This window comes from Gemmobacter sp. 24YEA27 (assembly GCF_030052995.1).
Classification (GTDB): Bacteria; Pseudomonadota; Alphaproteobacteria; order Rhodobacterales; family Rhodobacteraceae; genus Pseudogemmobacter.
The window spans coordinates 1,613,920-1,630,379 of the sequence record NZ_JASJPW010000001.1 but is presented as its reverse complement, the minus strand read 5'-3'; the positions used below and the strand labels follow the sequence as shown (position 1 = coordinate 1,630,379).

Here is a 16,460-nt window from a genome sequence, read left to right as displayed (position 1 = left end):
CAGAGGCTTTGGGGTGAGGAAGAGACATGAAGCCGATGCGCCGGCCCTCGCGGGTGCATCATGCCAGAGCGAAAGAAGAAGAATGTCGCAAACGCAAGCAAATGACATCATGAGATCCCGGCCGCTCTATGGCCGCCTTGTTCCACGGCAGGGTTCCTCGCATTTCATTGTGGCCGATGGCGAAGGGGGCGAGGCTGTCGCCGCGCTTCTGACTGCCGCGCCGGATCTGAAATCCACGACCCATATCGTCTATATTCCCGGCACCAATGGCACCGATCTGACCACGATGGTCTCGGAGCTCGGCGCGCAGGTCTTCCACGCCGCGCCCAGCTATGCCTCGGCCTCGCAGCGCATCCGCAAGGTGCTGGGCGACGCGCATATGGGTCTGCAGCTTTACGCCGCCGGCACCGAGGGGCTGATCGGCCAGGTCCAGCGCGACGCGATTGCCGCCGGTCTGCCGCATGATGCGCTCCAGACCGAGCAGCGCGGCTCACTCGCGCGGCGCGTGCAATGCGTCCATTGCAAAGGCATCACCGAAAACGTGACGCTTGACCCGTTTGTCTGCTCGCATTGCGGGCTCAACCTCTTCGTGCGCGACCATTATTCGCGCCGCCTCGCCGCCTTCCAGGGTGTCTGTATCGACGCGGAAGACCCCGGCGAAGTGCCCGCCTCCGAGGAGCGTTTCAAATGAGCGGCTCGACCAGATTGCCCGTGATCGTGACCGAAGTGGTCGAGGTCAACAGCCTGATCAAACGCTTCCGTTTCGTGCGCGAAGATGGCGGGCTGATGCCGGGTTTCTCGGGCGGCGCCCATACCGTCGTCGAGATGGATGACAATGGCACCCGCCGTCTGAACGCCTATTCGCTGATGTCGGACCCGTCGGACAGCTCGGGCTATGAGATTTCCGTGCGCCGCGACGAGACCGGGCGTGGCGGATCTTTGTTCATGCATTCTGGCGTGAAGCCCGGCATGAAGATGGTGATCTCGCAGCCGGTGAACCTCTTCGGGCTGGACCTGCGCGCGAAGAAACATCTGCTGATCGCAGGTGGCATCGGCATCACCCCCTTCATCGCGCAGATGGCGCAGCTGGACACGCTCGGCCATAAGTTCGAGCTGCATTACGCCATGCGTGACCGCGAGCTGGGCGCCTATATGAAAGAGCTCTCCGCCCGTTACGGCGATCGGGTTCATCCCTATTACGACCTGGAAAAACAGGCGATCGACCTCGCGACCCTGTTGAAAACGCAGCCCCTTGGCACGCATCTCTATGTGTGCGGCCCCAAGGGGATGATCGGCTGGGTGCTTTCGACCGCTGAAAAGATGGGCTGGCCGAAAGGCGCGCTCCATTCCGAAGAATTCCTGGCACCCCCGGTGGGCGAGGCGTTTAAGGTCGAGCTGTCAAAGTCAAATATCACCGTCAATGTCGGCCCGACCCAGTCGATGCTTGAGGCGCTGGAAGCCGCCGGCGTCGATGCCCCCTATCTCTGCCGTGGCGGCGCCTGTGGCCAATGCGAATGCAAGGTCAACGCCGTCGAGGGCGAGATCCTGAATTATGATCACTGGCTTTCTGACGAACAGAAAGCCGCGAAATCCCATATCATGCCCTGCGTCTCGCGTTTCAAAGGCGAGCGCCTGGTGATCGAACTCTGAGGAGGATGCGATGAGCCTTGATGATGCGTTCAAAGACCCGTTCTTCCGCGACGAGAGCTTTTTCGGCGATTACACCTATCGCAATTCGCCCCATGCGGTGAACCGTTTCCCCTTCCCCTTCCCCGAAGACGACTACATGTATTCGGTGAATATGGAGCCCCATGTCGCAGGTCGACCCGGCTCGATCTTTGAACATTACTTTGACGTGGACGAGCATTACGTCTCGGAAATGCGGGACCGCGCCCGGGTGCTGGAGCAGGATCCGCTGCGCTGCCAGTCACTGCCACATATGACGCTGGCAGGCTGGGATCTCCTTGAGCTGATCATGGAGAAGTTCTCGGAGGAATATCCCCAGTGGTTCTCGCTGACGAAAGACGGGAACAAGTGGCACTGGGTCAACCGTCCGCTGGGGATCGACCAGAAGTTCACCTTCCTGGACGAATCGACCCTGCCGATGGGGCCGTTTGAATATATCACCCGCCAGGCCCAGGGCGATTTCACGCTGCAGGATCAGCGCGACGACAATCTCTGGATCGAAGCCGGCATGGTGACCAGCCAGGCCGACTGGAGCCTCGATTTCGACATCGGGATGAATTTCCACGAATGGCATGCGCCTGTGCCGCTGGCCCATCAGATGGGGATCTTTGACCGGGCGCTGAAATTCCTGCTCGCGCTACAGTATGGGGCGCCGGTGCGGCGGTTCAACTGGACGATGACGGTAGATCCGCTGCTGGATACCAGCCCAGAGAATTACCATAAATGGGGCCCGTCAAAGACCACCATGACGCCCGAGACCATCGGTAAACGCCAGCATCTGCGGGTGGAATTGCAGACACTGATCCGGCTGCCGCGCTCGAATGCGATTGTTTTCCCGATCCGCTGCTACCTGATCAGCCTGGATGATCTGGTCACCAAGCCGAAATGGGCGCGGCGTTTCCACCGGGTGATCAAAACCGTGCCCGATGAGCTGGCGACCTATAAGGGCTTCATCCGCAACAAGCCGATGATCCTCGACTATCTGGCGAAATATGATGATGGCGCGCCAACCTCGCCCGGCTGGTGGCCAGAAGACTGATCCTGAGACTGACCCGGAGACGAGAATGACCCCGCGCCGCCCCTCCCCCGGGCGGCGCTGGCTTATCCGCACCGGGCTTGCCATATAGCAGGTATGGAACAGCTTCCCGTCACCGAGATTCTGCCTGACCTGCGTGCGGCGCTGGCCCGCGCGGGGCGTGCCGTTCTGCAGGCCCCGCCAGGGGCCGGCAAGACCACGCTTGTGCCGCTCGACCTGCTGAAATCAGGGCTGTTCGCGCAAAAAATCCTGATGCTGGAACCGCGCCGCCTTGCCGCCCGCGCCAGTGCCGAGCGTATGGCGGAAACCCTTGGCGAAAAGACCGGCGAAACCGTCGGCTACCGCATCCGGGGCGAGGCGAAGGTCTCGGGCGCCACCCGGATCGAGGTGGTGACCGAGGGCATTCTGACCCGGATGATCCAGTCTGACCCCGAACTGCCGGGGATCTCCTGCATCATCTTTGATGAATTCCACGAACGCTCGCTCCATGCCGATTTCGGCCTTGCGCTGGCGCTGGAAGTCCGTGCGGCATTGCGCCCCGATCTGGCGCTGCTGGTCATGTCGGCGACGCTTGATGCGGGCCCGGTTGCGGCCCTGATGAGTGATGCGCCGATGATCACGGCAGAGGGCCGCGCCTTTCCTGTCGAGACCCGCTGGCTGCCGCGCCCGGTTGATGCCTCGATGCGGTTTGATGCCGCCATGGCCGGGCTGATCGCCCAGGCGCTGGAAGAAACCACCGAAGGCGGTCTGCTGGCCTTCCTGCCCGGAGAAGGCGAGATCCGGAGGGTTGAGGCGCGACTGCAGGACATTCCCGGGATCGCATTGCGCCCGCTGTTTGGCGCAATGGATTTCCAGGCGCAGCGCGCAGCACTTGCGCCGGTCGAAGGTCTCAGGCGCGTCGTGCTGGCGACCTCGATTGCGGAAACCTCGCTGACTTTGCCTGACATCCGTGTGGTGATCGATGGTGGCCGCGCGCGCCGCGCACGGTTCGACCCGGCCTCGGGCATGTCGCGGCTGGTGACCGAGCGCGTCACCCGCGCCGAGGCCGAACAACGCCGCGGCCGTGCGGGCCGTGTCGCGGCGGGTGTCTGTTACCGGCTCTGGACCAAAGGCGAGGAAGGCGGGCTTCTGGCCTTCCCGCCTCCCGAGATCGCTTCGGCCGATCTGACCGCGCTCGCGCTGGAACTGGCGGAATGGGGATCGGATGATCTGCCGTTTCTCACGCCGCCGCATCCCGCGACCCTGCGCGAGGCACGCGATCTTCTGATCACGCTCGGGGCGCTGGACGGGGCGGGTTCAATCACCGCTCACGGGCGCCGGCTCTCGCGCCTGCCGCTGCATCCCCGCCTTGGCCATATGCTGATGATCGCCGGGCCCGATGCCGCGCGTCTCGCGGCGCTGGCGGAAGAGCGCGACCCGATGCGCGGCGCCGGGCCCGATCTGATGCTGCGCCTCAAAGCCATTGAACGCCCGCCCGAAACCGCCAGTCGCGCGGTGATCGAACGGATCCGCCAGGAGGCGAAGCGCCTCGCGCGCGCGGTGCCTGAGGGCGCGCGCCCCGGGCTTTCGGTCGCGCAATGGGCGGCGCTGGCCTGGCCTGACCGCATCGGGCTCCGGCGCAGGGGGGACGCGCCACGCTACCTTCTGGCCAATGGCAAGGGCGCGATCGTCGGGACCGGCACTGCGCTGGCCAAAGAACGGCTGATCATTGCAACCGACCTCGATGGCGATCTGCGCGAGGCCACGCTGCGCCTTGGGCTGGCCATCAGCGAGGAAGAGCTGCGCGAGATCCATGGCCCGGCGATCACATGGTCCGATGAGGTGATCTGGAACAGCCGTGAAAACCGCGTCCAGGCGCTGAAACGCGAACGCTTTGGCGCGCTGGTGCTGGCCGAGCGCCCCTGGCCTGACGCGCCCGCCGCGGCGCTCGCCCGTGCGGCGCTCGACGGTCTGCGCGAAAGCGGGCTCTTCTGGTCGCCCGCCGCCGCGCGGCTGCGCGCCCGTATCCGCCTGACCCGTGACGAGACCTGGCCCGAGGTCAGCGACGAGGCGCTGCTGGCCAGCGCCGAAGACTGGCTCCTGCCGCATCTGACCCGCGCCCGCAGCCTGTCTGACCTGAAGGCCCTGGATCTGATCGAGCCCCTGAAAGCCCATATCGGCTGGGACCACATGGCAGAGGTGAACCGCCTTGCGCCCGCCCATTTCACCACGCCTCTGGGCCGCGAGGTGCCGATCGATTATGACGGCGACCACCCCGCGATCGAGGTCCGTTTGCAGGAAATGTTCGGCGTCAGCCGCCATCCGGTGGTCGGCCAGAACCGGCTGCCCTTGCGCATCACGCTTCTGTCGCCCGCGCGCCGTCCGGTGCAGGTGACGCTGGATCTGCCGGGTTTCTGGGCCTCGTCTTACGCCGATGTCAGAAAGGATATGCGCGGGCAATATCCGAAGCACCCCTGGCCTGAAGACCCGCGCGAGGCAGAGCCTACCTTGCGCGCCAAACCCCGCAGCTGATCCCCCTTCCCGCCGTCAGTAGCCCAGGATAGGGATGCTGGCGCTAACGGAGGAACGACAGCCATGAGCCTCACCATGACCCGCCAGGAAGCGACACGCGCCCGCTGGGCGCTGGCCGCGATGTTTGCCGGCGGCGGTATGCTGGTGGGCGCCTGGGCCCCCAGATCCCGCTTTTGTTGCCAAAGCACGGCATCGACAAGGCGGTGCTGGGCCTGCTGATCCTGGGGCTTGGGGTGGGGGCGATGCTTGCGATGCTGGTCGCGGGCAAGGCGATCCAGAAATATGGCACGCTGCCTTTGCTCCGCCTCGCGGCGCTGGCCCAGGCGCCGGTGCTGCCGCTGGTGGTTTACGCGCCCTCACTGCCGCTGCTCGCGCTGGCGATGGTGATCTTTGGCCTGATGATGGGCCTTCTCGATGTGCTTGCGAATTCCAATGCGGTCGAGATCGAACGGCGGCTTGGGCGGGCGGTGATGTCATCGCTGCACGGGTTCTGGAGCCTTGGAGGCTTTACCGCCGGCACGCTCGGGGCATGGATCATCTCGAAAACCTCGGCTGAGACCCAGTCCCTGGTGGCTGCAGCGGCGATTGCCGCGCTGGTTCTGGTCGCGATGCCCTTCCTGCGCGGTGACCCGCCCGAAGGGGCGCCCCAGCCGGGGACTGCTGCCGCAGTGAAGGACAGCTTCCTGCCGAAAGATCCCGGCATCTGGATCCTTGGCCTGATGGCGCTGATGGCTTTTGTACCGGAAGGATCCATCCTGGACTGGGGCGCGCTTTATCTTGGCGAAGCCTTTGGAGCCGATGAGTTCACCGCAGGCCTTGGATTTGCGTTTTTCGCGGCGACCATGGCGATCACCCGCTTTCTTGGCGACCGGCTCAGGAATATCTTTGGCGGCGTGCGGATCTTCTTTGTCTCGGGTCTGATTGCCGGGGTCGGGATGGCGCTGGCCGCCGCAGCGCCCGGCTCCTGGATTGCGATCTTCGGCTTTGCCATTTCAGGGCTCGGCTGTGCCAATCTGGTGCCGGTGATCTTTTCTGCCGCCGGCAATTACCCCGGCCAGCGTGCTGGCGCGGCTTTGTCAGTGGTGACGATGGTGGGCTATGCGGGCATCCTGATGGCGCCCGCCTCGATCGGCTGGCTGGCCGAGCATTTCGGCCATCGCGTCACCTTCGGCGGCCTCGCTGTGATGATCTTCGGCCTTGCGGCGCTGGCCAACCGAACCGCCAGCGCCGATGATCGCCAGGTGGTGTGAACCGCCCGCAGACCGGAGTTTCAGACCCCGAGGCACCAGCGCATCACCGCCTTTTGCGCGTGGAGCCGGTTCTCGGCCTCGTCGAAAATCACCGAATGCGGCCCGTCCATCACGGCGCTGGTCGCCTCGTCATTGCGGTGCGCCGGCAGGCAATGCATGAAGAGCGCGTCGGGTTTGGCGCGGCTCATCAGCTGTTCATTGACCTGATAGGGGCGCAGCTGGTTATGGCGGCGTTCGCGCGCGGATTCCGGGTCATGCATCGAGACCCAGGTGTCGGTGACCACCAGATCGGCGCCCTCAATCGCGGTGAAGGGATCGCGCTGGATGGTGACTTTTGAGCCTTTCGAGCGCGCGAAATCCAGCCATTTTCCTTCGGGATCAAGCGTTTCCGGCCCGGTGAAGGTGAAGTCAAAGCCAAACTGCCCGGCCGCATGCAGAAAGCTTGCACAGACATTGTTGCCGTCGCCGGCCCAGACCACCTTGCGGCCCCTGATCGGACCGCGATGTTCTTCATAGGTCTGGATATCAGCGAGGATCTGGCAGGGATGGGTGCGGTTTGTCAGCCCGTTGATCACCGGCACCGTGGCATGTTCCGCCATCTCGAGAAGCGTGTCTTCCTCGAAGGTGCGGATCATGATCAGGTCGACATAGCGCGAGAGCACCTTGGCGGTATCGGCAATGGTCTCGCCGTGGCCGAGCTGCATTTCCTTGCCGGAAAGCACCATGGTCTCGGCCCCGAGCTGGCGGGCGCCGACATCGAAGGAAACGCGGGTACGGGTCGAGGGTTTTTCAAAGATCAGCGCGACCATGCGGCCTTTCAGCGGCTGGTCATCATCAGGCGTGCCTTTCGGGCGATCCTTGCGGGCGGCCTTCATCGCATGTGCCTGGTCCATCATCGCCCGGAGATCATCGGTCGAAGTGGTGTGGATATCGAGGAAATGTTTCATTTCGGTTCGCTTTTTGACAGGTCGGGCAGCGGGGGCCAGCCCCCGCACCCCCGGGATATTTAAGGACAGATGAAATCAGGCGGCCTTCAGACTGGTCGCCACCTGGTCGAGGCGGGTAAGGGCCTCGGTGATGTCTGCATCGGGAATATTGAGCGCCGGGAGCAGGCGCAGGACATTATCGGCTGCGGCGACCGTCAGGAGGCCGGCCTGGTAGCCTGCAGTGACCACATCGCCTGGCGCGGGGATGCATTTCAGGCCCAGCATCAGGCCCTCACCGCGGACTTCGGTGAAAATATCCGCATGGCGCGCGACTAGGGATTCGAGCCCCTGACGCAAAAGCGCCGATTTGCGCGCGACCTCGGCAAGAAAGGCGGGGTCGGAGATGATTTCGGTGAGTTTTGCGCCCACCGCACAGGCCAGCGGGTTGCCGCCATAGGTCGAGCCATGGGTGCCTGCGACCATGCCTTTGGCGGCACGTTCCGTGGCCAGCACCGCCCCCAGCGGGAAGCCGCCGCCGATGCCTTTGGCGACCATCATGATATCGGGCGTGACGCCCTTCCATTCATGCGCGAAAAGCCGTCCGGTGCGGCCCATACCGCATTGCACCTCGTCGAGGATCAGAAGCGTGCCGGTCTTGTCGCAAAGTGCCCGGATTTCCTGCAAAAGCGCATCGGGCATCGGGCGGATGCCGCCCTCGCCCTGGATCGGCTCGATGATCACGGCGCAGGTCTGGCCGGTAATGGCGGCGCGGATCGCGTCGGCATCATTCCAGGCCAGCTGCTGGAAACCCTCCATCAGCGGGCCATAGCCCTTGACCATTTTTTCCGCCCCTGAAAGCGCGATAGCACCGGTGGAGCGGCCGTGGAAAGCGCCTTCAAAAGCGATGAAGCCGGTCCGCTCCGGCTGGCCATTCTCGTAATGGAATTTCCGCGCCATTTTGATCGCAAGCTCGGCGGCTTCCGTCCCGGAATTGGTGAAGAAGACGGTGTCGGCAAAGGTCCGGTCGACCAGCAGCTCTGCCAGCTTTTCCTGTTCCGGGATCGTGTAGACATTCGAAACATGCCAGAGCCGCCCCGCCTGTTCCGTCAGCGCGGCCACCAGCTCGGGCGCGGCATGGCCAAGCGCATTCACCGCGATCCCGGCGCCGAGGTCCAGATATCGGCGGCCGTCGCTCGCCTCCAGCCAGCTGCCCTGACCTTTGACAAAGGCAAGGGGCGCACGGTTATAGGTGGGAAGCACGGGCGTGATCATGGAATTTCCCTCAGGAATGGAAGCCAAAGGCGTAAAGCCGGGGCAATGGGGGTGTCAACATGCGGATTCTATTCCAGCGTGGTGACGGATCCGTGGACAGACAGATACAGCTCTGTCGGGATATGCGGGGGATTGCCCTGAATGACCGGCGGGCAAGCCGGGACCAACGCCTCAGCGGCGTCGCGAATGAATAAGCTGTTTCGCATTCATGGTCATGCCTGTCTGATAAAACGACAGTGGCGCTTTGTAAACGGGAATGCGGGGGATCTGTGCGCAGGATTTTGCGCGGCGGGGCTTTTGTGCGGCGGAGATTTTGCGCGGCGGAGATTTTGCACGAGGGGGCGCGACATGCGAGGATCGGCGGATGCGTGATCCCCTGATTCTGCCCCTGACCCTGACCCTGACCCTGACCGGCTGGCGCCACAGCATCCACACTGCCATCGTGCGGCTGACCCTTGCGGAAAAAGGCGTGGCAGTGCGTTTCACCGAAGTTGACCCGTTCCGGACGCCTGATGCGGCGGGGCTTTCCCCGTTTGGCATGGTGCAGGTGCTGCGCCAGGGGGATTTCACGCTTTATGAGACCGGGGCGATCTGCCGCTGGATTGACGAGGGCTTCCCGGGCCCTGCCCTGCAACCCGGGGATCCGAAGGCGCGGGCCCGAATGGTCCAGGCCATCGCCATCATGGATGCGCATGGCTTTCGCCCGATGCTGCGCGACCATTACGGGGCGGGGGTCTTTGCGCTGTCCGAGGGCGAGCCGCCGGATCCGGCGCGGGCCGCGGCCGGGCTCCGCGCCGCGATGCCGGTTCTGGCCGCGCTTGACGTTATCGCGGCTGAGGGTCTGGTGATGTCCGGTCCGCTGACCCTTGCCGATCTGCATCTGGCGCCGATGTTTGCAGGCTTTACCCGCAGCCCCGACGGAGCCGCGGCGGTGGCTGCCTTTCCGGCGTTGAACAACTGGTGGCAAAGGCAGGCAAAACGCCCTTATGTCGCCACCTGCCTCGCCCCTTTGTCGGACCATAAATCCGGACACGCGATCAGTAACGGGATTTGATTCGCTATCCCCTTGCGGCCCCCTGCCCCCTCCCCTTATTATGCAGCGGTTATCAGACAGGCGGAGAGGCATATGTCCTGGACGGACGAGCGGGTTGAAACCCTCAAGCGCATGTGGGGCGAGGGTCAGTCGGCCAGCCAGATCGCCAAGGAACTTGGCGGCGTCACCCGCAATGCAGTCATCGGCAAGGTCCACCGGCTGGGCCTTTCTAACCGCGTAGGCGGCAAGGATGACGAAGAGGCCGCGCCGGCTCCGGCAGCAGCGGCCCCGCCGCCACGCCCGGAACCCGTCGCCGAGGCGGCCCCGGCTCAGCCGGCGCCGCCGCGTGAAGAGCCCGCACCGGCGGCACCGCGCGCAGCACCTGCGCCATCGGCGGCTCCGGTGTCGAATGTCACGCCCCTGCCACTCCGCAAGGCCATCGTGCCCGCAGGTCAGCCGCTGCCGCCGCAGCCCTCGCTCAACGAGATCAGCCCCGAGGCGCTGGCTTCGGTGCGCGAGGTCGAAAAGCGTGCCCGTAAGCTGTCATTGATGGAACTGACCGAGCGCACCTGCAAATGGCCGATCGGCGACCCGGCAACCGATGATTTCTGGTTCTGTGGCCTGCCTTCGCTGCCCGGCAAACCCTATTGCGAGGCCCATGTCGGCGTCGCCTTCCAGCCGATGAGCGCCCGCCGCGACCGCCGTCGCTGATGCCTTGCGGGCGTTTTTCGCCCGGGCACCGGAATGACAAAAGCCCGCAGGAGAAATCCTGCGGGCTTTTCGCGTCGCCCCGGTTGCTGAGACGTCCCGGCCTGCTGAGACCAGGCAGGCCAGAAAACCAAAGGTCTGGAAAATCAGAAAGCCGGGTGGAGCTTTGTCTCGAACGCCCCGGTGATATCGCGGCAAAGTGCAGGATCCGGTTCTTCCTGGTCCCAGTCTGTGACCGAACAGACCCTGCCGCTGAAGCTGCCGCTGATCGCCCCGGCCTGCCCGTCAAACGCGTAGCGGGTGACCGTGACCTCCGGCGGGCTGGCCAAAAGACTGGCAAAGAAGGGTGGCTGCTGGCCGGCCGGATACCAGGTGATTTCGGGCTTCAGCACCGGCTCGGCGCCCTCGCCCGGCCAGCCGAATGCGAGGTGGAAGAATGGCCCGCCGCCATCCGGTTCCTGCCCGCCCGAAACGGCCACAATCGATTCATTGCCCGTCTGCGCCCCATCAGCGACCGAAGCCGTGCCGACCCTGACCGTGTCGAACAGGAAGCTGACCGTCATGAATTCATGGCTTTCGCCGTCGCTTTCCAGTCTGATCCAGCCATCGACCTGCTGGCCGGTGACCTGCTCCATCTCCTCCCCCTCTTCCTGGGCCAAAGCCGGGGTCGCGGAAAAGACCGCAGGAATGGCCGCAGAGAGGATCACGGAAAGAAGGGCGGCGGAACAGACAAAGCGCATGGCGCGGATCCCCGGAGAGAGGTGAAAACTGCGGGTAAACTGGCGGCGTGGGGTCGGGATGTAAAGCCATGATCCGGATATGGAAAACCCGCCCATGGCACAGCCGGGGCGGGTTCGGTTTGGTCCCGGGAATAGATCAGCCGCGCCGGATCGCCGCGCCGAGCCCGTTCATCAGCGCCTCGAAGACCGGGAAAGAGGTCACGATGGGCGAGCCGTCATCAACCGTGATCTCGCGTTTCGCGGCCATGCCGGCGACGAGGAAGCTCATGGCAATGCGGTGATCAAGATGGGTCTTGCAAGTGGCGCCGCCCGGCATCCCGCCCGCGCCCATGCCATGGACGATCAGCACGTCTTCCTCTTCCTCGATCTTCACACCGCAGGCCTCAAGGCCGCGCGCCATGGCGTCGATCCGGTCGGATTCCTTGACCCGCAGCTCTTTGACGCCGCGCATGGTGGTGACACCCTCGGCGAAAGAGGCCACGACAGAGAGGATCGGATATTCGTCGATCATCGACGGCGCGCGCTCTTCCGGCACTTCGATGCCTTTGAGGTCGGGCGAGAAACGGACGCGCAGATCGGCCACCGGCTCGCCGCCCTCTTCGCGCGGGTTTTCAAAGTCGATCAGCGCGCCCATCTCGACCAGGGTCAGGTAAAGCCCGTTGCGGGTGAGGTTCTGGCTGACGCCCGGCACGCGGATATCCGAGCCCTCGGTGATCAGCGCGGCACAGACCGGGAACGCGGCCGAAGACGGATCACGCGGCACGGCCACACTCTGCGGGCGCAGTTCGGGGCGGCCTTTCAGCGTGATGACATGGCCTTCTGCGGTTTCTTCGACGGTCAGATCGGCACCGAATCCCAGCAGCATGCGCTCGGAATGATCGCGGGTCGGTTCGCGCTCGATCACCACGGTTTCGCCCGGCGCGTTCAGACCCGCAAGCAGAACGGCGGATTTCACCTGGGCCGAGGCGACCGGAAGCGTATAGCGCACCGGAGCCGGATCGGCGGCACCAACCACGGTCATCGGCAGACGGCCGCCCTTGCGCCCGTAAGCTTCGGTGCCAAACAGCGACAACGGGTCGGTCACCCGCCCCATCGGCCGTTTCCTGAGGCTCGCATCCCCGGTGAAGGTGGCCGAGATCGGCGTCGTCGCCATGGTCCCCATGATCAGCCGCACGCCGGTGCCGGAATTGCCGCAATCGATCACATCGGCAGGTTCCTGAAAGCCGCCGACGCCAACGCCGTTCACCGACCAGATCCCCTCGCCATGGCGGGTCACGGTCGCGCCGAAAGCGCGCATCGCTTTCGCGGTGTCGATCACATCCTCGCCTTCGAGGAGACCGGTGATCTTCGTCTCTCCGACCGCCATGGCGCCGAAAATAAGCGAGCGATGCGAGATCGACTTGTCGCCAGGCACCGATGCCACGCCTTTCAGCGGCCCGCTTTTGGCGGAAATCATCACCTGTGCGTCACCATGGCCAGACATATTTCTCTCCCGTCCCCGCAAATGCCCCTGCCTGATAGCGCAAGCAGAAGAGGGGGTCCAGCATCGCGGCGGCATGAGAAGCGGAAAGCGCAGATGCCTCCGGCGGGAGTATTTGGATCAGGAGGAACTCCCTGCCCCGTCTGGCCGGACCACTCCAGGCGGAGCGTTCCGCGGTCTTACGCCCGACGGAAGGTCAGGTAATGCGGGAAGCGGCCTTCACGAAAGGCCTTTTGCTCGTAACGGGTCGAGATCCAGTCATCCCAGGCACCGCCATCGCCGGCTTCATGCTCCAGCCGGAACCCGGCTTCGGGCACTTCCTCATGCGCCTGGCGGACGTAATCGGGGATATCGGTCGCGATGCGAAACTCTGTCGCAGGCGCCATCACACGGTGAAGCGCGCGCAGATAGCCCTGCGTCACAAAGCGGCGGCGGTGGTGGCGGGCTTTCGGCCAGGGATCAGGGTAATTGAGGAAGGTCTTGCCGATCACCCCATCCGGGAGCACGTCAAAAAGGTCACGCACGTCGCCCGGATGGATCGAAAGATTCGTCACCCCGGCGGCGCGGATCTTGCCGATCAGCATCGCCACCCCATTCACAAAGGGCTCGCAGCCGATCAGGTGGATTTGCGGGTTCAGCGCCGCCATATGCACCAGATGTTCGCCGCCGCCAAAGCCGACCTCCAGCCAGAGCGGAAGGCCACCGAATTGCGTCAGATCCAGCGGCGCACGGCCCGGGTTTTCGTCGCGGGTGACGCCCCTCAGCCGCAGCGTCTCGAGATCATTGGCGAGATAGTCCTTCTGGCTCGCCCTGAGGGTCTTGCCTTTTGAGCGACCGTAGAAATTGCGGCGGGGCTCGGCTGGGTGCTGTTCCGGGGCAACGGGATCGGACATCGGGCGGGCCTCTGGCGGGGTGCGGTCAGGGCGCGCGTCTAAGCGCCGCGCGGCACCGGGTCAAGCGCAGGTCAGCGGGATGCATGAAAAAGGGCGCCGCTATGGGCGCCCTTTTTAGAATTTGGCAGGCTGACCGGCCTCAGACCGCAGCTTTTAGGGCAGCGACGAGATCGTCACGCTCCCAGGAAAAGCCGCCATCCGCTTCCGGCGCGCGGCCGAAATGGCCATAGGCCGAGGTCCGGGCATAGATCGGGCGGTTCAGACCCAGATGGGTGCGGATGCCACGCGGCGTCAGATCCAGCACTTTCGGGATTGCAAGCTCGATCACGCTGTCAGGGACCGTGCCGGTGCCATGGGTATCGACATAGATCGACTGCGGCTCGGCCACGCCGATGGCATAGGAGACCTGCACCGTGCAGCGATCCGCGAGGCCGGCGGCGACGATGTTTTTCGCGAGGTAACGCGCGGCATAGGCGGCCGAACGGTCAACCTTTGTCGGATCTTTCCCCGAAAACGCACCGCCACCATGCGGGGCAGCCCCGCCATAGGTGTCAACGATGATCTTGCGCCCCGTGAGGCCCGCATCGCCATCCGGCCCGCCGATCACGAAAGACCCGGTCGGGTTGACATGCCAGACGGTCTTTTCAGTGATCCAGCCCGAAGGCAGCACGTCGCGGATATAGGGCTCCACGATGGCGCGAATATCATCCGAGCTTTGCGCGATATCGGAATGCTGGGTCGAGAGCACGATCGAGGTCGCCTCGACGGGCAGCCCGTCCTCGTAGCGCAGCGAGAGCTGCGATTTCGCGTCCGGCCGCAGCGTCGGTTCGGCGCCGGATTTGCGCACTTCGGCCAGGCGGCGCAGGATCGCATGAGAATACTGGATCGGCGCCGGCATCAGCTCGGGCGTTTCGCGGCAGGCATAGCCGAACATGATGCCCTGATCGCCTGCCCCGTCCTTATCAACGCCCTGCGCGATATGGGCGGATTGCGGATGCAGCAGATTGGTGACTTTGAGCGTGTTCCAGTGGAACTCGTCCTGCTCGTAGCCGATATCTTTCACACAGTCGCGCACGATGGTCTCGACGCGCTCCAGCATAGAGGTCAGCGCGGCCTTGTCGCTCAGGCCGACCTCGCCGCCCACGACCACGCAATTCGTCGTGGCGAAGGTCTCACAGGCGACGCGGGCATTGGCTTCCTCGGTCAGGAATGCGTCCAGCACGGCGTCGGAGACGCGATCGCAAACCTTATCGGGATGCCCCTCCGACACGGATTCGGAGGTGAAGACATAGTTCTTGCGGCTCATTGGGGAAGTGCTCCGTTGGAAAGGACCGCGTCACGCCAGGAAGCCGTTGTGACGGTGTGTCATTGCGCTTAGCGCCCACGGGGCCAACAATCAAGCGCCAGGTCGGCCGGCGGCCCGGCGGCGGGCCGACAGAGCCCGAACCGTAAGGCCAAATAGCAGGAAAACCAGCAAGGGCGCCTCGCCGGCACTGCGCAGCATCCGCGCATAAGGCGGCGGCTCCATCGGGCCGGGAAGCTGCGCGTCGATCACGCCCTGCAGCCCGAGGCCAAGACGCGCGGGCCGGCCATCGCGGTCTGTCGCGACAAAGCCCCGCGCATCGACCACCGCCGAGATCCCGGTATTGGCGGCGCGGATCAGCGGCAGCCCCTGTTCAATCGCGCGCAGCCGGGTCTGGGCGAAATGCTGATACGGCCCGGTCAGGGTGCCGAACCAGGCGTCATTGGTGGCCTGCAAGATCCAGTCGGGGCGCTCATCCGTGACCAGATCGCCTGGAAAGATCGCCTCATAACAGATCAGCGGCAGCGCTCGCCCCCCGGTGGTGCCAAAATCCAGCAGATTGCGCGCGAGCCCCGCCGAATAGCCCGCCCCGGCCTGGCTTGCAAAAGCGCGGATGCCGAAACGATCATAAAGCAGATCCCCCATCGGCATATATTCCCGAACGGCACCAGATGGATCTTGTCAAAAGTCTGTGAGATGCGCCCGCCCGGGCCAAAAACGCCCAGCGTGTTCCAGGCCGCCGCACCTTCGTCGCGCTGATACCCGGCGACGACCAGCGCCTCGCCTCCGGCCTGCGCGATCGACAGCGCGGCGCCATCGCCTTCGGTCACCAGATAGGGAACCGAAGTCTCGGGCCAGATCACAAGATCCGCCCTGGCACCGGCGGTCATCGACAAAAGCCGCGTGAAATTGCTGCGCGCCTCTTCGGGATCCCATTTAAGGTTCTGCGCGATATTGGGCTGCACGATGCGCAGCACTGTGTCTCGCGGCGCGGGTTCGGGCAGGGAAAGCCGGTAGCCCGACCAGCCAACGCCGAGCGCGAGAATGGCAGTGGAAACCGCCCCTCCCCGCCGCCAGCCATAAGAGAATGGTGCGGCCAACGCGATCAGAGTCAGCGCCGTCATGCCATAGCCGCCCATAAGCGCGCCCATCTGCACCAGCGCGGTATCGAGCCAGATATGGCCCGGCAAGGACCAGGGAAAGCCGGTGAAGATGAAACCGCGCGCCAGTTCCGTCAGCGAAAGCGCCAGCGCGAAGGCCATTGCCCCCCCGCCGGCCCGGCGCGCGATCAGCCCGGCGAGGCCCCAGAACAGCCCCAGACCGAAGGCGATCAGCAAAAGCGCGAAAGGCGCCATCCAGCCATGCCGCCAAGGATCAACGAAAAACGGCTGCACGATCCAGTTGAGCGAAAGCCCGAACCAGCCGGCCCCGGCAAAGAGCCCGCGCCAGAAGGCCTCGCGCCCGGTCTTTGCCGCGCCCACCCGCCTGAGGATCAGCGCCAGCGCCACCAGCGCCACCGGCCAGAGGCCAAAAGGCGAAAGGCCCAGCGCCGCCACGGCACCGATGACAAAATCACGCAGCCTCTGATGCCAGAGGCGATTGCGCTGAGGCTGCATGAGACC

At 64.5% G+C, this 16,460-nt stretch carries 15 protein-coding genes and 1 riboswitch; of the genes, 7 read left to right on the top strand and 8 right to left on the bottom strand.

Annotated elements, in window-relative coordinates; genetic code table 11:
- Window positions 1–82: 82 nt before the first annotated feature.
- From QNO18_RS08125 to QNO18_RS08105, 5 genes are all read left to right on the top strand, one after another.
- Entirely contained in the window at window positions 83–691 is a 609-nt protein-coding gene (locus tag QNO18_RS08125) for a dimethylamine monooxygenase subunit DmmA family protein (protein WP_283177258.1), read from the top strand.
- On the top strand, window positions 688–1,650 hold the full coding sequence (locus QNO18_RS08120) for a PDR/VanB family oxidoreductase (protein WP_092895974.1): 963 nt from the start codon (window positions 688–690) through the stop codon (window positions 1,648–1,650). Before QNO18_RS08125 ends, QNO18_RS08120 begins: the two co-directional genes overlap by 4 nt.
- 10 nt (window positions 1,651–1,660) lie before the next feature.
- Window positions 1,661–2,725, top strand: a complete 1,065-nt coding sequence (locus QNO18_RS08115) for a DUF3445 domain-containing protein (protein ID WP_283177257.1) — start codon at window positions 1,661–1,663, stop codon at window positions 2,723–2,725.
- 93 nt (window positions 2,726–2,818) lie between these two features.
- Complete coding sequence (gene hrpB, locus QNO18_RS08110; protein ID WP_283177256.1) at window positions 2,819–5,233, top strand: ATP-dependent helicase HrpB; 2,415 nt, start codon at window positions 2,819–2,821, stop codon at window positions 5,231–5,233.
- 173 nt (window positions 5,234–5,406) lie between these two features.
- Window positions 5,407–6,483 (top strand): MFS transporter, encoded by a 1,077-nt coding sequence (locus QNO18_RS08105; protein WP_283177255.1) that lies wholly within the window; start codon window positions 5,407–5,409, stop codon window positions 6,481–6,483.
- A 20-nt stretch (window positions 6,484–6,503) separates the two neighbouring features.
- On the opposite strand, the gene argF is transcribed toward QNO18_RS08105, so the two are convergent.
- Together argF and QNO18_RS08095 are read right to left on the bottom strand one after the other, a co-directional pair.
- A complete protein-coding gene (argF, locus tag QNO18_RS08100; protein ID WP_283177254.1) occupies window positions 6,504–7,430 on the bottom strand; it encodes an ornithine carbamoyltransferase in 927 nt (308 codons plus the stop codon).
- 75 nt (window positions 7,431–7,505) lie between these two features.
- Window positions 7,506–8,681 (bottom strand): aspartate aminotransferase family protein, encoded by a 1,176-nt coding sequence (locus QNO18_RS08095; protein ID WP_283177253.1) that lies wholly within the window; start codon window positions 8,679–8,681, stop codon window positions 7,506–7,508.
- 364 nt (window positions 8,682–9,045) lie between these two features.
- On the opposite strand from QNO18_RS08095, the gene QNO18_RS08090 reads away from it, so the two are divergent.
- Together QNO18_RS08090 and QNO18_RS08085 are read left to right on the top strand one after the other, a co-directional pair.
- Window positions 9,046–9,735, top strand: a complete 690-nt coding sequence (locus QNO18_RS08090) for a glutathione S-transferase family protein (protein WP_283177252.1) — start codon at window positions 9,046–9,048, stop codon at window positions 9,733–9,735.
- A 72-nt stretch (window positions 9,736–9,807) separates the two neighbouring features.
- A complete protein-coding gene (locus tag QNO18_RS08085) occupies window positions 9,808–10,425 on the top strand; it encodes a GcrA family cell cycle regulator (protein WP_092895961.1) in 618 nt (205 codons plus the stop codon).
- 143 nt (window positions 10,426–10,568) lie between these two features.
- On the opposite strand, the gene QNO18_RS08080 is transcribed toward QNO18_RS08085, so the two are convergent.
- The 6 genes from QNO18_RS08080 to lnt form a co-directional block, all read right to left on the bottom strand.
- Window positions 10,569–11,258: a hypothetical protein gene (locus QNO18_RS08080; RefSeq protein ID WP_283177251.1), complete on the bottom strand. Its 690-nt coding sequence runs from the start codon at window positions 11,256–11,258 to the stop codon at window positions 10,569–10,571.
- A gap of 40 nt (window positions 11,259–11,298) precedes the next feature.
- A complete protein-coding gene (aroA, locus tag QNO18_RS08075; RefSeq protein ID WP_283177250.1) occupies window positions 11,299–12,645 on the bottom strand; it encodes a 3-phosphoshikimate 1-carboxyvinyltransferase in 1,347 nt (448 codons plus the stop codon).
- A gap of 176 nt (window positions 12,646–12,821) precedes the next feature.
- On the bottom strand, window positions 12,822–13,535 hold the full coding sequence (locus QNO18_RS08070; protein ID WP_283177249.1) for a tRNA (guanine(46)-N(7))-methyltransferase TrmB: 714 nt from the start codon (window positions 13,533–13,535) through the stop codon (window positions 12,822–12,824).
- Window positions 13,536–13,674: 139 nt separating this feature from the next.
- A complete protein-coding gene (gene metK / locus QNO18_RS08065) occupies window positions 13,675–14,841 on the bottom strand; it encodes a methionine adenosyltransferase (RefSeq protein ID WP_283177248.1) in 1,167 nt (388 codons plus the stop codon).
- Window positions 14,842–14,849: 8 nt separating this feature from the next.
- Window positions 14,850–14,899, bottom strand: a riboswitch (SAM-SAH riboswitch).
- 32 nt (window positions 14,900–14,931) lie between these two features.
- On the bottom strand, window positions 14,932–15,339 hold the full coding sequence (locus tag QNO18_RS08060) for a nitrilase-related carbon-nitrogen hydrolase (RefSeq protein WP_283178763.1): 408 nt from the start codon (window positions 15,337–15,339) through the stop codon (window positions 14,932–14,934).
- Between the two features lie 14 nt (window positions 15,340–15,353).
- Entirely contained in the window at window positions 15,354–16,454 is a 1,101-nt protein-coding gene (gene lnt / locus QNO18_RS08055) for an apolipoprotein N-acyltransferase (RefSeq protein WP_283177247.1), read from the bottom strand.
- Between the last annotated feature and the right edge of the window lie 6 nt (window positions 16,455–16,460).